The sequence below is a fragment of the Pseudescherichia sp. genome (assembly GCF_031987975.1).
Lineage (GTDB): Bacteria > Pseudomonadota > Gammaproteobacteria > Enterobacterales > Enterobacteriaceae > Pseudescherichia.
On sequence record NZ_DALZYX010000003.1, the window covers coordinates 42,501 to 55,930 of the forward strand.

The window sequence follows — 13,430 nt, forward strand, 5'->3', positions numbered from 1 at the left end:
GCGGCGTGGTACCGCCATCATCCGGCGGCGTGGTACCGCCATCATCCGGCGGCGTGGTACCGCCATCATCCGGCGGCGTTCCATCAATGGGCGGAAGAACGCCGTTATCCTCTGCTTCCTGACGGTTGCTGCCGCCGCCACCACCTCCCGCTGCGGCGGCAATACCGACAATACCCCCGACTGCTGCTACCCCACCCAACACGGCCAGTGCAGAAATTCCCCCTGCGCCAACCAGAGAATCTAACGATGCTTCAGAGAGGGCCGGCACGACTGTCTCTGCCGTGGCAGGCGCGGCGGCGTCTGCAAAGGGGAAGACCGCGTGATGTGAACCCAGATTATCTTCAAAGATCAGTTCGCTGTGTAAGCCATTCTCATCAAGCACAAAAAAGCGCTGGTAGCGTACCGTGGTGCCGTCATTCATATGGACGATCAGGTCGTTTCCTTCGCGCTGATAGTAATTAACAGACTCAGGCGAGGCATTAATACGAACAATGCTTGTTTGCGTAAGATTAACAACGCGATCGGCACTTTGGGCATATTGGCTAACGACGTCACCAGTTCTTTGATTTATAATATCCACTGAGCCAGCAGGGCTAATTTGGGGAGCCATATAATGTCCTCTTGCTATTTAGGGCGCTATTTTGTGCATTTGCCAGCTTTATTTTTGGCGTAGAAAGGGCATAACCAAAATAAAATGGCAGAAATTAGGCAGATTGCTGATAACGAAACGATATTTTTACAAGTTATTGATATTTAACCAATTACCACCTTATCCATAACCGAAACGCAGAAATGATCTCATTAAAATATATAATCAATACTCTGAAATTAGGCAAACTCTTAAGTCACAAATTTTCACAATTTTTTAAAATACAGAATATATTCTTAACGAATTAGCCTTTATTTAAGCGCCGCTGAAATAGTCATCTTAATAAATAAATATAATTCTAATAATTAATGAAAAAGAATCACTGGCGTTACGATATATCCTATATAGGAAATATTGGATATATTCTTCTTTAATGCATGTAGTGAATAAGGTTGGTCATATTACAGCAACGAAGCACCTCCGTTCAGCCAGACCGGCACTGGTCATACTTTAAGCAACTGCAGCTCATGCGAATGTTGTAGCGATATGGACTGGTGCGCCAACGGCAAAACCTGTTATACTGTAGTCAACACATTGGGGCTGATTCTGGATTCGACGGGATTTGCGAAACCCAAGGTGCATGCCGAGGGGAGGTTTGCCTCGTTAAAAGCCTCAAAAAAATAGTCGCAAACGACGAAAACTACGCTTTAGCAGCTTAATAACCTGCTTCGAGCCCTCTCTCCCTAGCCTCCGCTCTTAGGACGGGGATCAAGAGAGGTCAAACCCAAAAGAGATCGCGCGGATGCCCTGCCTGGGGTTGAAGCGTTAAAACTAATCAGGCTAGTTTGTTAGTGGCGTGTCTGTCCGCAGCTGGCAAGCGAATGTAAAGACTGACTAAGCATGTAGTGCCGAGGATGTAGGAATTTCGGACGCGGGTTCAACTCCCGCCAGCTCCACCAAAATTCTCCATCGGTGATTACCAGAGTCATCCGATGAAGTCCTAAGAGCCCGCACGGCGTAAGCCTGCGGGCTTTTTTGTTGTCTATACTCATACCTTTTCTCCCATCGAGTAAGCTCTATGCTCCTTGCCCAGCTTTCAGACATTCATGCCGCGCCTGATAACGATAACCTATCCTGCCTGGCCTGCACCCTTAGCTGGCAGCGTTCCTCCGGCTTACGATCCCTCTTCGTTAATGATCCACCGATTCACGGATGACTCGCTTGTCTGCCATCATATTCCTCTCGCTGCTACCTCTCTGTGAAATCAATAAAAAACCGTTAAAAAAATTATCAAACCATTATTAAAATGATGGACTTCATTTATTATCCCTTCATGACTTTTCTTATGTTCTCTCCAAACGATACTATATCCACCTTCAATATATCCCAATAAGGATAAGGAAGAAGAATGGATCTCCGCCATATAGAAAAGCCACGCGATTCAATCGAAAAAATTCTGTCCCATTTCTCTATCTCTAAACCCTGCCTCCTTGAACCTGGCCAAACCCTGCCAATAAAGAAAAGAGGTGAAAACCAATCAAGGAAAATTTACTTTTTGCTTGAGGGCGCGATGATTGGCGCAGTGGGTGAAAACGAAAAAAAACAAAACCTGGGTATCGTAGTAAGCCCATCGATCATTGGCCTCGGCCAGCTCAGCTCTGCCGGCGCGCTTGCTCAGTATGAATCCATCTCTCCCTGTATGGTTGACTCGGTAAGCGTCGACGACTTTATAAAGGTTATTGAAACCCAACGACTTTGGCCTGACCTCATAAACATCATGATTGCGACGATAAACCAGCTGGCCGCGCGGAGTGCAATGTCCGGGCTACAGTCGGCATATGAAATCATCAGAAGCAATCTCCTCTATATGGACAGTGAGACCACCTGTACCCTCAAAGAGCGATATACCGTCGTAAAATATATGCAGACCTTTTCAAGGCTATCGCGAAGCATTATCCTGAAAATCCTGTCAGAGCTTAAAGCAGGAGGCTTTATAGAGATGGAGAAAGGAAAGCTTATTCGTATCAGCAGAAACTTACCCGACAGGTTTTAATATCCATTTATCGAGCTTTAATCCGTCAATAATTGACCACGTGAATGTATCACTCATATGAATAAAATAAACATGCCATCTTTAAACAAAATTTTTAATGGGAAAAAGGATAATTTAACAGCGCCGCCGTGCTTACAGAGAACCTTACAATGCGTTTTTTATCAAAGCTTCTATTTTTAGTAAATCTGATATTACCTTTAATGGCTCTGGCCTCAGAGCCGCTCATCATCGCATGCCGTGGTGGTATGGCAGACGTGCCGGAGAATACGCTTTTATCCATCGAAAAAGCTGTCGATAGCGGGGCTGATGCCGTATGGCTCACCCTGCAGCTTACTAAAGATAATGAAATCGTTCTCTATCGGCCTGCCGATCTGAAAACATTAACCAATCTTCAAGGTCCGGTCTCCGCCTATACCGTTGGTGATCTCCAGCGAGCGGATGCAGGGTATTGGTATGGTAAACCTGCGTACCCCTGGCGAGGTAAAAATCTCTCAATTCCTACCCTTGCAGAGGTGTTAAAGAGGTGGCCAAATACCTTTTTCTTCCTTGATATTAAGGCAATTAACGTTCCTCCCCAGCTTATCTCCGTGCTGCTGGAAGATACGCTGGAAGCCAGCCATAGCGTCGATCGGGTGCGCGTATACGCAACGGATGAACGCTACCTGGCTGCACTCCCCGATACTATCGACCGCTTTGAGAGTGGAAGTGCGACGCAGACAGTGCTTGCAGACATCATTACAAATCATCGCTGCGATATTCCTTCTTCGTCCATGGAGAAGTGGTATGGCCTGAAATACCCATCAGCTGCATCAAAGGCTTCGCAGCAGACGCAGATTAACGAAGCGATACGTTGCTTCAAAAACAACACGTCAGCAAAGATTATTCTGCTTGGTGATAATGATAAAGCTATCTACAAGACGGCGCAGACGCTGCATGCCGACGGAGTGCTTGTCGAATCCCCGGGGCTGTTTAGCAAGAAATCTTAGTTCCGCTGGGTTAAATGAGTGATATATTTTCACGCATTAAACCCAAGGAGAGCTTATGGCGGAATTTGATGTAATAGCGCAGGATTTGCTGGAACGCGCGCGCACTGAAGAGGAGCAGCAGCAGGCCCAGGACAGAAAGCTGCTCGATCGGGTTCTGGCCATCTATGGTCAAAAATACGTGGCCGAACAGCTGCGAAAGCTGGGCAAGAGCGAGTGGAGCCGGGAGACGCTAAACCGCTGGGTGAACGGTAAGAGCGCACCAAAATCCTTAACGGCGCTGGAGGCAGAGCTGTTACATAAGATGCTCCCCTCCCCTCCAGCACAACATCCCCATTATGCTTTTCGCTTTATCGATCTTTTTGCCGGCATCGGGGGCATTCGTCACGGTTTTGAGGCCATCGGCGGACAGTGCGTATTCACCAGCGAGTGGAATAAAAACGCGGTGCGTACCTATAAGGCCAACTGGTTTAATGACGAAGCGTCTCACCGGTTTAACCAGGATATCCGCGAGGTCACGCTTAGCGCTGATAAAGACATATCTGAAACAGAGGCCTATGCACATATTGACGATGCTATCCCCGATCATGACGTGCTGCTGGCGGGTTTCCCCTGTCAGCCGTTCAGTCTGGCAGGGGTCAGTAAAAAGAACGCTCTTGGCAGGGCGCACGGCTTTGAGTGCGAGGCGCAGGGTACGCTCTTTTTCGACGTCGCACGGATTATTAAAGCCAAAAAGCCCGCCATCTTCGTGCTGGAAAACGTAAAGAATTTAAAGAGCCACGACAAAGGCAAAACCTTCGCCGTTATTATGGCGACGCTGGATGAGCTGGGCTATGAGGTAGCCGACGCAGCGGCAGTGGGGAAAGACGATCCTAAAGTCATCGATGGAAGACACTTTTTGCCGCAACACCGGGAGCGCATCGTACTGGTCGGGTTCCGGCGCGATCTGAGCATCCATAACGGTTTTACCCTGCGCGACGTATCGCGTTTTTATCCTGAACGTCGCCCCACCTTTGGCGAGCTTCTGCAGCCGGACGCTGACAGCAAATACATCCTGTCTGAAAAACTCTGGCACTATCTCTGGTACTATGCCAAAAAACATCAGGCCCGGGGTAACGGCTTCGGCTTTGGACTGGTCGATCCAACGCGTGCAGAGAGCGTTGCCCGTACGCTGTCGGCTCGCTACTACAAAGATGGGTCAGAGATCCTCATCGACAGGGGTTGGGATCGGGCGATCGGCGAAGCTGACTTCTCTAACGTTGAAAATCAGCTGCGACGGCCCCGGCGCTTGACGCCAAGGGAGTGCGCCCGACTGATGGGCTTTGAGAAACCGGGGCAGGCACCGTTCCGTATTCCGGTTTCCGATACCCAGGCCTACCGCCAGTTTGGCAACTCCGTCGTGGTCCCGGTTTTCGCAGCCGTAGCACAGCTGCTGAAACCCTATATTCTGGAAGCGGTTAAAAAACGCTAGCGGAGTGAAAACTACGGGCAGGTATGCTGCCCGTAAGCCCCGCTACGGACGAGACTGCACCCAGAAGGCGTGAATCAGACCCGGGATATAACCCAAAAGAGTCAGAATGATGTTCAGGATGAACGCCATACCAAAGCCCTTACCAAGCAGGACGCCCAGCGGAGGCAGAATAATCGTTAGTACAATTCGCCAGAAACCCATAATTACTCCCGTGTAAAATTTATCCAGGTGGCTGTATAAAAAGAGATTTTCTCTTTAAGCGTAGCTATTTTAAGTCACTCTGCCACTTTCGCCCCGAGCTTTTACCCTCTTTTACTTACCCTTAAACTTCGGCTTAATCTGTCTTAAGGTGTTGAACGATAGTTATAATCGATCGTGCCCATTTTCTCAGGCCGGTGGCCTGGCCTATAGTGAATGCATCAAAAGAGAGGAGAGAGAGTATGTTTTCAGTTGGTGATTATGTTCAGCCCCGCATCGGCGGCCAGAAACTTAAAGTAGTTGAAGTCAATGATGACCAGATTGTTGCCGTACCGGCCAGCAACGAGCAGGGTGAAAAGGTAACGATTAAGGCAGCTGATGTCACTCTGTATAAAGAAGAGGGCAACTTCGGCGTCTGCTAAAGGTATCCCTTTTACGGTGAGCAACGGCTCACCGTACCCCTTCCTCTCAAGTCCCTGATAAATAAATCCTTATACCCCATCCCCAACAAAAATAACGCAGCGGATAAAAAACAGTCAGCCGCAGAGAATGTTATCGACAAAAGCGTGATAAATAAAAATTTTACGCTAGTTGTGCGTTGACAGGTAGAGATATAATCTATGCACAATCAAAGCCGCACCGTAAAACGCTGGCAAAACATTCCCTTTTACTGTTTTTATACAGGAGCATTAGCATGTTCTCTCCGCAGTCTCGCCTGCGTCACGCCATGGCAGACACGTTTGCGATGGTTGTTTACTGTTCAGTCGTGAACATGCTAATTGAGATATTTCTTTCGGGAATGACGTTCGAGCAGTCCCTCTCCTCGCGGCTGGTGGCGATCCCGGTCAATATCATCATTGCATGGCCCTATGGCCTCTACCGTGATGCGTTTATGCGTCTCGCCCGGCGGTACTCTCCCGCTGGCTGGGTTAAAAACATGGCGGATGTGCTGGCGTATGTGACTTTTCAGTCGCCGGTGTACGTAGCGATCCTGTTAACGGTAGGCGCTGACTGGCATCAGATCGCTGCTGCCGTCAGTTCAAATATCGTGGTTTCAATGGTGATGGGCGCAGCCTACGGCTACTTCCTTGATTACTGCCGTCGCCTGTTCCGGGTCAGCAGCTATCATCAGGCTAAAGCCTGATGGCGTGGCGAGTCAGGCCGACTCGCCAAATAGTCCAGTCAGATAACGCTCCAGCGCCATGCGCGAACTAAAACCATGCGGAATACCGTAGTGCTCCTGCGCATCGCCACCCAGGTAGAGCGGGAAATGCTGATAGTGATCGCTGGTTTTAATATCCGAAGCGGGTTCAGCCAGCGACTGGCTGCGCTCTTTTAGCGTCGGGTGAATGACCAGCGCCGTACGTCCCATCCGCGCTTCGCGATTCACATACACATAGTTATCTCCGCGACGGTAGCCATAGGCTTTTGGCGTCGCGACGTCCATGGTAAATCCCGCCTTCTCAAGAACGCGTGCCACCTCATCGGGTCGTAAATACATATTTTTTCCTCGTCATCAGCTACTGCTGCGCCACCTTACCGTATTGAGCATTAGCAACGCTTTCGGAAAAGTCCATAAACGACGCGTCAAGTCGTGATTCGCGTCAGAGGTTAAAATTTTGCGCTACACTGACTATTACATCGAAATCAAGGGAGGATCATATGCTTAGAAGACCAAACCGTAACGACGTAGATGCAGGCGTAGACGATATTAATAATGATGTCAGCCAGCTAGCGGACTCTCTGGAGGCGGTATTGAAGTCCTGGGGAAGCGATGCAAAAGATGATGCAGACGGTGCCCGCAGTAAAGCGCAAGCGCTGCTGAAAAAAACGCGAGCCAAGCTGCATGGCCGTAACCGCGTTACGCAGGCAGCAAGCGACGTAGCAGGCTGTGCGGACAGCTTTGTAAAAGACAGGCCATGGTGCAGCGTAGGTGCTGCCGCTGCCGCCGGGATTTTCCTTGGCGCGCTGTTAAGCCTTCGTCGATAAATACCCTTAACCCCGTGAGCTAATCCTCACGGGGTTAATTTTATCCCGCATATTCTCCCTCGTATAACTGCCCTACCCACTCCATCGCCTTCTCTGCAGACGTAATATTGGTAAAGCTCATCAGGATCCCGCTCCGCCCAGGACGTGCGCTATGCCAGTCGCTCAGGGCCTGTACCGCCAGCCCCTTCTGCTGCGCTCGCGCAACGATACTTTTGTCATCACCATCAAGCTCCACCACCAGCTGAATGCCGCCGCTCTGGGGCACCACGTGAAATCCATAGTGAACAAGCGCCGCTTCCAGCCAGGCGCGTCGTTGAGCATAGTGCAGCCGCATTTTTTTCAGATGACGCCAGAAATGTCCCTGCTGAATAAAATCCGCAAGCGCATACTGCCACAGGGTAGGAACGCTGCACTGGGTGCTGTTTATTCGCTGGCGGAATGCCGCTACCCTGGCGGCAGGCACGACAATCCACGCCGTGCGTAAAGCCGGAAACAGAGATTTGCTAAACGTACCGGTGTAGATCACCCGCTGCGGCGCATCAAGGCTCTTAAGCGGCGGCAGCGGCCTGCCGTGATAGCGGAACTCGCTGTCATAATCATCTTCAATAATCCACGCTGAGTTCTCCGCCGCCCACGCCAGCACCTGCCTGCGCCGGGGCAGCGACAGCGCAACGCCCAGTGGGCTTTGATGGGCAGGCGTAAGCAATGCAAAACGCGCCTGTGGCCAGCGATGCATTGCAGCATCGATATCCATCCCGTTCTGGTCCACCGGCACAGGAAGACGCTGTACCCCCTCACTATCAATGGCTGGATAGATCAACGGAAAACCGGGATCCTCTACCCACATACCATCCCCTGGGCTGGCCAGCGTTTGCAGGATGAGGCTCATCGACTGCGCATAGCCAAAGGTAATAAATATCTGCTCCGGCTGGCACTCAATGCTGCGGGAAAAGCGCAGATAGTCGGCAATGGCATGGCGCAAAATGGCCTCCCCTGCCGGATCCCCGAGCGTGAGATCGAAGCGCGACTGAGTGCGCAGGCGTCTGCTGGTCAGCCGCGCCCACAGCGCGCGCGGGAAGAGATCCAGCGCGGGCAGCCCCATCTGAAAGGGTTTTGGCTCATGTTCACCGCCGGACTGTACGACGGGCGTCTCCGCCACCGCCGCAGGTAAGGTCTGGCTTACAAAGGTACCGGCCTGCCCGCGCCGCTCCAGCCACCCCTGCGCCACCAGCTCCCCGTAAGCCTGCTCAACCGTTGTGCGTGAGATGCCGTTCTCCTGAGCCCATGTCCGGCTCGACGGCAGACGGCTTCCGGCTTTCAACTCTCCTGAAGTAATGGCGGCCTTAAGCTGCCGGGCAATTTGCTGATAGCGTGCATCCATTATGGTCTGCCTTTTTAATCAAAATATGGCTCTCCAGAGCAGACCATCATAGTGCTACATTTTCGCCATCTTAACGAGGAGAAGAGTCATGACCCAGCTACTACGCCAGCCTTTCTATGAACTTAGTCCAGCCATCTATAACGGCCTTATTCAGGCCGGCCAGGCGCTGGAGCAGTGCTCGCTTGATAACACGTTTATTGAGCTTATCTACCTGCGCGTTTCGCAGATCAACGGCTGTGCATTTTGTCTCGACAAACACAGCCGGGCGCTACGTAAAGCAGGCGTTGAGCAGGCAAAACTCGATGCGCTGGCAGGGTGGCGTATCAGTCATCACTTTAGCGATAAAGAGCAGGCGGCGCTGGCGTGGGCAGAGTCGGTCACCCATATTGCCGACAGCCACGCGGAAGAGAGCGTTTACCAGCCTCTGCTGGCCCATTTTAGCGCTGAGCAGGTGAGCGATCTGACCTGTGCCATTAGCCTGATGAATGCCTTTAACCGCCTCGCCGTTGCCATGCGCCTGTAATTTCAGCCAAAAACCTTCCGTCCCCGCCGAATCCTTCGGTGGGGCATAAATCATCCCTAAAACCTATATATAGCGTGGTTGATAATTTTTATAACTACATCTAGTATTCCTGTAAGCAAGAACAACATATCCCGGTGCGATTTTTCGCGCCGACCTGCCATTATAGATGGGAATACGAATCATGCGCATTAATATTTACACTCGAAACGACTGTGTCCAGTGTCACGCCACAAAACGGGCCATGGAGAGCCGCGGCGTTGAGTTTGAGATGGTGAATATCGACCTCGATCCGGAAGCCGCCGACACGCTGCGTGAGCAGGGTTTTCGCCAGCTACCGGTAGTGATTGCAGGCGAAACCAGCTGGTCCGGCTTCCGTCCGGATATGATTAACCGCCTGCTGCCCGCCTCCCGCGTCGCCAGCGCATGAGCACCCTCGTCTACTTCTCCAGCAGCTCGGAAAATACGCAGCGCTTTATTGAGCGTCTCGGGCTGCAGGCGGTGCGCATTCCGCTTAACGAGCGCGAACGCATTCAGGTGGACGTTCCCTACATTCTGATCGTTCCCAGCTACGGCGGCGGCGGTACGGCAGGCGCGGTGCCGCGCCAGGTGATCCGCTTTCTGAACGATCCACAAAACCGGGCGCTGATCCGCGGCGTCATTGCTGCTGGCAACCGTAACTTCGGTGATGCCTATGGCCGTGCCGGGGATGTGATTTCCCAAAAATGCAGCGTCCCTTACCTCTACCGTTTTGAACTGATGGGCACGCAGCAGGATCTCGATAACGTGCGAAAAGGAGTGAGCGAATTTTGGCAACGACAACCGCAGAGCGCGTGATGCAGGCCGCGCCGGACTACCATGCGCTGAATGCCATGCTGAATCTGTATGATTCATCTGGTCACATTCAGTTTGAGAAAGATCGGCAGGCGGTGGAGGTGTTCCACACGGCGCATGTGCTGCCCAACACCGTGACCTTTGCCAGCCAGCAGACGCGGCTGGACTATCTGGTGAACGAGGGCTACTACGACGGCAGCGTGCTGGCGCGCTACGGCCAGGGATTTGTCGTCGATCTCTTTGCCACAGCCCACAGCAGCGGTTTTCGTTTTCAGACTTTTCTCGGCGCGTGGAAGTTCTACACCAGCTATACGCTTAAAACCTTCGACGGCAAGCGCTACCTGGAGCACTTTGAGGATCGGGTGGTAATGGTTGCCCTGACCCTGGCCCAGGGTGATGAGGCGCTGGCCCGTCAGCTTACCGAAGAGATGCTCTCGGCCCGCTTCCAGCCCGCCACCCCTACCTTTTTAAACGCTGGCAAGCAGCAGCGCGGGGAGCTGGTCTCCTGCTTCCTGCTACGCATTGAAGACAATATGGAGTCGATTGGCCGGGCGGTGAACTCGGCGCTCCAGCTCTCCAAGCGCGGCGGCGGAGTAGCCTTTCTGCTATCGAACCTGCGTGAAGCGGGTGCGCCAATCAAGCGGATTGAAAACCAGTCTTCCGGCGTCATCCCGGTGATGAAGATGCTGGAGGATGCTTTCTCCTACGCTAACCAGCTGGGGGCACGCCAGGGGGCAGGCGCAGTCTATCTGCACGCCCACCACCCGGATATCCTGCGCTTCCTCGATACCAAGCGGGAGAACGCCGATGAGAAAATCCGCATTAAAACGCTCTCGTTAGGCGTGGTGATCCCAGACGTCACCTTCCGCCTGGCAAAGGAGAACGCCCCAATGGCGCTCTTCTCCCCCTACGACGTCGAGCGCATCTACGGCAAACCTTTTGGTGATATCGCGATCAGCGAGCACTATGACGCGCTGGTCGCTGACGATCGTATTCGCAAGACCACCATTAACGCGCGCGACTTCTTCCAGCGGCTGGCGGAGATCCAGTTCGAGTCTGGCTACCCGTACATCATGTTCGAGGATACGGTAAATCGCGCTAACCCGATTGCCGGGCGGATCAACATGAGCAACCTCTGCTCGGAGATTTTGCAGGTCAACAGCGCCTCGGAGTATGACGAGAACCTCGACTACGCCCGGATCGGGCACGATATCTCCTGTAACCTTGGCTCGCTGAATATCGCCCATACCATGGACTCGCCCAACTTTGGCCGCACCGTAGAGACCGCCATTCGCGGGCTAACGGCAGTGTCGGACATGAGCCACATTCGCTCCGTGCCCTCGATTGAGGCAGGCAACGCCGCGTCGCACGCCATTGGCCTCGGACAGATGAACCTGCACGGCTACCTGGCCCGGGAGGGCATCGCCTACGGCAGCGAAGAGGGGATCGACTTTACCAACCTCTACTTCTACACCGTCACCTGGCATGCGCTGAACACCTCCATGATGCTGGCCCGCGAGCGTGGACAGCGCTTTGCCGGATTTGAGCAGTCGCGCTACGCCAGCGGCGACTACTTTACGCAGTATATTGAGGAGAGCTGGCAGCCGAAAACCGAGGCCGTGCGCGCGCTGTTTGCCAAAGCGGGGATCGTTCTGCCGACGCAGGCGATGTGGCGTCAACTGCGTGACGACGTGATGCGCTATGGCATCTACAACCAGAATTTGCAGGCCGTACCGCCTACCGGCTCTATCTCCTATATCAACCATGCGACCTCCAGCATTCATCCCATCGTGTCGAAGATTGAGATCCGCAAAGAGGGGAAAACCGGACGCGTCTACTACCCTGCCCCGTTTATGACCAACGATAACCTGCATCTCTATCAGGATGCCTATGAGATCGGCCCGGAAAAGATCATCGATACCTACGCGGCGGCCACGCGTCATGTCGATCAGGGCCTCTCCCTGACCCTCTTCTTCCCGGATACCGCCACTACCCGCGATATCAACCGGGCGCAGATCTACGCCTGGAAGCAGGGCATCAAAACGCTGTACTACATTCGCCTGCGTCAGCTTGCGCTGGAAGGCACCGAAATTGAAGGCTGCGTGTCATGCGCGCTGTAAGGAGAAGAGGATGAGCCGTTTATCACGCGTTAGCGCCGTTAACTGGAACATAATTCAGGATGATAAGGATCTGGAGGTCTGGAACCGGCTGACCAGCAACTTCTGGCTGCCGGAGAAGGTGCCGCTGTCAAACGATATTCCCGCCTGGCAAACGCTAAGCCACGCCGAGCAGCAGCTAACGATCCGCGTCTTCACCGGCCTGACGCTGCTGGACACCATTCAGAACGGCGTCGGCGCACCGGCGCTAATGGCAGATGCCATTACGCCCCACGAAGAGGCGGTGATGTCCAACATCAGCTTTATGGAGGCGGTGCACGCCCGCTCCTACAGCTCGATATTCTCCACCCTCTGCCAGACCAGCGACGTGGACGCCGCCTACGCATGGAGCGAGGAGAACGCCCCGCTCCAGCGTAAGGCGCAGATTATTCTGCAGCACTACGCCGCCGACGCGCCGCTGAAGAAGAAGATCGCCAGCGTTTTTCTGGAGTCGTTCCTGTTCTACTCCGGCTTCTGGCTGCCGATGTACTGGTCCAGCCGGGGCAAGCTGACCAACACCGCCGATCTCATCCGGCTGATCATTCGCGACGAGGCGGTGCACGGCTACTACATTGGCTATAAGTACCAGCGCGGGCTGGAAAAAGCGGATGCTGGCGAGCGGGAGGCGCTGAAAAATTTCGCCCTCGATCTGCTGATGGATCTCTACGATAACGAGCTGGCTTACACCGAGGCGCTCTACGCGGGAACCGGCTGGGAAGAGGAGGTGAAAGCGTTTCTCTGCTACAACGCCAATAAGGCGTTGATGAACCTCGGCTACGAAGCGCTGTTCCCACCGGAGATGGCCAACGTGAACCCGGCTATTCTGGCGGCGCTGTCACCGAACGCCGATGAAAACCATGACTTTTTCTCCGGCTCCGGCTCCTCCTACGTCATGGGCAAAGCGGTGGAAACCGAAGACGCGGACTGGGATTTTTAATTGCTATTTCGGCGGTCCCTATTTCCGCCCGGGCCGCCAGGATATTTCCCAAAACCGTCATTCATATTACAAATTTATTTCTTTGTAGCTTACTGTTAACCCCTGCTAATTATTCCTCTGAATTGTCTAAATTCGGAGTAATTTCCGTTGCCGTAACAAAAAAATTGCGCCCCTCGCATATCGCCGCCAGGCCCTTATATCACTGGAAGTCGCGCCATTCGCGGTTCGGCAATTTCCATGCCAGAGTGCAATTGAGGGTTGTCTCAGATTCTCACTGTGCTAGGGTATAGCCCGGTCATTATTTCCATCAGGATTGTTA

General features: G+C 52.9%; 15 protein-coding genes and 1 other RNA gene. 12 read left to right on the top strand and 4 right to left on the bottom strand.

What is annotated here, in order from left to right:
- Positions 1-610 (bottom strand): BapA prefix-like domain-containing protein (locus tag RTN40_RS06000; RefSeq protein WP_312227679.1); only part of this gene is annotated, 610 nt, incomplete at its 3' end.
- Positions 611-1,185: 575 nt separating this feature from the next.
- On the opposite strand from RTN40_RS06000, the gene ssrA reads away from it, so the two are divergent.
- The 4 genes from ssrA to RTN40_RS06020 all read left to right on the top strand — a co-directional run bounded on the left by ssrA (position 1,186) and on the right by RTN40_RS06020 (position 5,096).
- Positions 1,186-1,548: a transfer-messenger RNA gene (ssrA, locus tag RTN40_RS06005) on the top strand.
- A gap of 449 nt (positions 1,549-1,997) precedes the next feature.
- The gene (locus RTN40_RS06010; RefSeq protein WP_312227680.1) at positions 1,998-2,642 is read left to right on the top strand and encodes a helix-turn-helix domain-containing protein; all 645 of its coding nucleotides are present in this window, start codon (positions 1,998-2,000) and stop codon (positions 2,640-2,642) included.
- Between the two features lie 149 nt (positions 2,643-2,791).
- Entirely contained in the window at positions 2,792-3,628 is an 837-nt protein-coding gene (locus tag RTN40_RS06015) for a glycerophosphodiester phosphodiesterase family protein (RefSeq protein WP_312227681.1), read from the top strand.
- A 55-nt stretch (positions 3,629-3,683) separates the two neighbouring features.
- Positions 3,684-5,096 carry a DNA cytosine methyltransferase gene (locus tag RTN40_RS06020; protein ID WP_312227682.1) on the top strand — a complete coding sequence of 471 codons (1,413 nt, stop codon included), beginning with the start codon at positions 3,684-3,686 and terminating at the stop codon, positions 5,094-5,096.
- 42 nt (positions 5,097-5,138) lie between these two features.
- Here RTN40_RS06020 and RTN40_RS06025 read toward each other — a convergent pair whose 3' ends face one another.
- Positions 5,139-5,297 carry a YqaE/Pmp3 family membrane protein gene (locus RTN40_RS06025; protein ID WP_103818182.1) on the bottom strand — a complete coding sequence of 53 codons (159 nt, stop codon included), beginning with the start codon at positions 5,295-5,297 and terminating at the stop codon, positions 5,139-5,141.
- A gap of 239 nt (positions 5,298-5,536) precedes the next feature.
- On the opposite strand from RTN40_RS06025, the gene RTN40_RS06030 reads away from it, so the two are divergent.
- Positions 5,537-5,716: a hypothetical protein gene (locus tag RTN40_RS06030; RefSeq protein ID WP_042387590.1), complete on the top strand. Its 180-nt coding sequence runs from the start codon at positions 5,537-5,539 to the stop codon at positions 5,714-5,716.
- 272 nt (positions 5,717-5,988) lie between these two features.
- On the top strand, positions 5,989-6,438 hold the full coding sequence (alaE, locus tag RTN40_RS06035; RefSeq protein ID WP_312214071.1) for an L-alanine exporter AlaE: 450 nt from the start codon (positions 5,989-5,991) through the stop codon (positions 6,436-6,438).
- Between the two features lie 12 nt (positions 6,439-6,450).
- Here the strand turns inward: alaE and RTN40_RS06040 are convergent, their stop codons facing one another.
- Positions 6,451-6,795, bottom strand: a complete 345-nt coding sequence (locus RTN40_RS06040) for a DUF2002 family protein (protein ID WP_312227683.1) — start codon at positions 6,793-6,795, stop codon at positions 6,451-6,453.
- 161 nt (positions 6,796-6,956) lie between these two features.
- Between RTN40_RS06040 and RTN40_RS06045 the strand changes: the two genes are divergently transcribed.
- Positions 6,957-7,283, top strand: a complete 327-nt coding sequence (locus RTN40_RS06045; protein WP_312227684.1) for a DUF883 family protein — start codon at positions 6,957-6,959, stop codon at positions 7,281-7,283.
- A 40-nt stretch (positions 7,284-7,323) separates the two neighbouring features.
- Here RTN40_RS06045 and RTN40_RS06050 read toward each other — a convergent pair whose 3' ends face one another.
- Positions 7,324-8,664: a PLP-dependent aminotransferase family protein gene (locus RTN40_RS06050; protein ID WP_312227685.1), complete on the bottom strand. Its 1,341-nt coding sequence runs from the start codon at positions 8,662-8,664 to the stop codon at positions 7,324-7,326.
- 88 nt (positions 8,665-8,752) lie between these two features.
- Here RTN40_RS06050 and RTN40_RS06055 point away from each other — a divergent pair, with 88 nt between their 5' ends.
- The 5 genes from RTN40_RS06055 (at position 8,753) to nrdF (ending at position 13,111) form a co-directional block, all read left to right on the top strand.
- The gene (locus RTN40_RS06055; RefSeq protein WP_312227686.1) at positions 8,753-9,187 is read left to right on the top strand and encodes a carboxymuconolactone decarboxylase family protein; all 435 of its coding nucleotides are present in this window, start codon (positions 8,753-8,755) and stop codon (positions 9,185-9,187) included.
- 181 nt (positions 9,188-9,368) lie between these two features.
- Complete coding sequence (nrdH, locus tag RTN40_RS06060; RefSeq protein ID WP_312227687.1) at positions 9,369-9,614, top strand: glutaredoxin-like protein NrdH; 246 nt, start codon at positions 9,369-9,371, stop codon at positions 9,612-9,614.
- A complete protein-coding gene (gene nrdI, locus RTN40_RS06065) occupies positions 9,611-10,021 on the top strand; it encodes a class Ib ribonucleoside-diphosphate reductase assembly flavoprotein NrdI (RefSeq protein WP_312227688.1) in 411 nt (136 codons plus the stop codon). Before nrdH ends, nrdI begins: the two co-directional genes overlap by 4 nt.
- The gene (gene nrdE / locus RTN40_RS06070) at positions 9,994-12,138 is read left to right on the top strand and encodes a class 1b ribonucleoside-diphosphate reductase subunit alpha (RefSeq protein ID WP_312227689.1); all 2,145 of its coding nucleotides are present in this window, start codon (positions 9,994-9,996) and stop codon (positions 12,136-12,138) included. Before nrdI ends, nrdE begins: the two co-directional genes overlap by 28 nt.
- Positions 12,139-12,148: 10 nt before the next feature.
- Entirely contained in the window at positions 12,149-13,111 is a 963-nt protein-coding gene (nrdF, locus tag RTN40_RS06075) for a class 1b ribonucleoside-diphosphate reductase subunit beta (protein ID WP_312227690.1), read from the top strand.
- Positions 13,112-13,430: the final 319 nt, after the last annotated feature.

Excerpts from the sequence above, each read along its gene's own strand:
- nrdI (WP_312227688.1), top strand. The coding sequence starts at position 9,611 with ATGAGCACCCTCGTCTACTTCTCCAGCAGCTCGGAAAATACGCAGCGC.
- RTN40_RS06030 (WP_042387590.1), top strand. The coding sequence starts at position 5,537 with ATGTTTTCAGTTGGTGATTATGTTCAGCCCCGCATCGGCGGCCAGAAA.
- RTN40_RS06025 (WP_103818182.1), bottom strand. The coding sequence starts at position 5,297 with ATGGGTTTCTGGCGAATTGTACTAACGATTATTCTGCCTCCGCTGGGC.
- nrdH (WP_312227687.1), top strand. The coding sequence starts at position 9,369 with ATGCGCATTAATATTTACACTCGAAACGACTGTGTCCAGTGTCACGCC.
- RTN40_RS06050 (WP_312227685.1), bottom strand. The coding sequence starts at position 8,664 with ATGGATGCACGCTATCAGCAAATTGCCCGGCAGCTTAAGGCCGCCATT.
- RTN40_RS06040 (WP_312227683.1), bottom strand. The coding sequence starts at position 6,795 with ATGTATTTACGACCCGATGAGGTGGCACGCGTTCTTGAGAAGGCGGGA.
- RTN40_RS06055 (WP_312227686.1), top strand. The coding sequence starts at position 8,753 with ATGACCCAGCTACTACGCCAGCCTTTCTATGAACTTAGTCCAGCCATC.
- RTN40_RS06020 (WP_312227682.1), top strand. The coding sequence starts at position 3,684 with ATGGCGGAATTTGATGTAATAGCGCAGGATTTGCTGGAACGCGCGCGC.
- RTN40_RS06045 (WP_312227684.1), top strand. The coding sequence starts at position 6,957 with ATGCTTAGAAGACCAAACCGTAACGACGTAGATGCAGGCGTAGACGAT.
- RTN40_RS06015 (WP_312227681.1), top strand. The coding sequence starts at position 2,792 with ATGCGTTTTTTATCAAAGCTTCTATTTTTAGTAAATCTGATATTACCT.
- alaE (WP_312214071.1), top strand. The coding sequence starts at position 5,989 with ATGTTCTCTCCGCAGTCTCGCCTGCGTCACGCCATGGCAGACACGTTT.
- nrdF (WP_312227690.1), top strand. The coding sequence starts at position 12,149 with ATGAGCCGTTTATCACGCGTTAGCGCCGTTAACTGGAACATAATTCAG.
- RTN40_RS06010 (WP_312227680.1), top strand. The coding sequence starts at position 1,998 with ATGGATCTCCGCCATATAGAAAAGCCACGCGATTCAATCGAAAAAATT.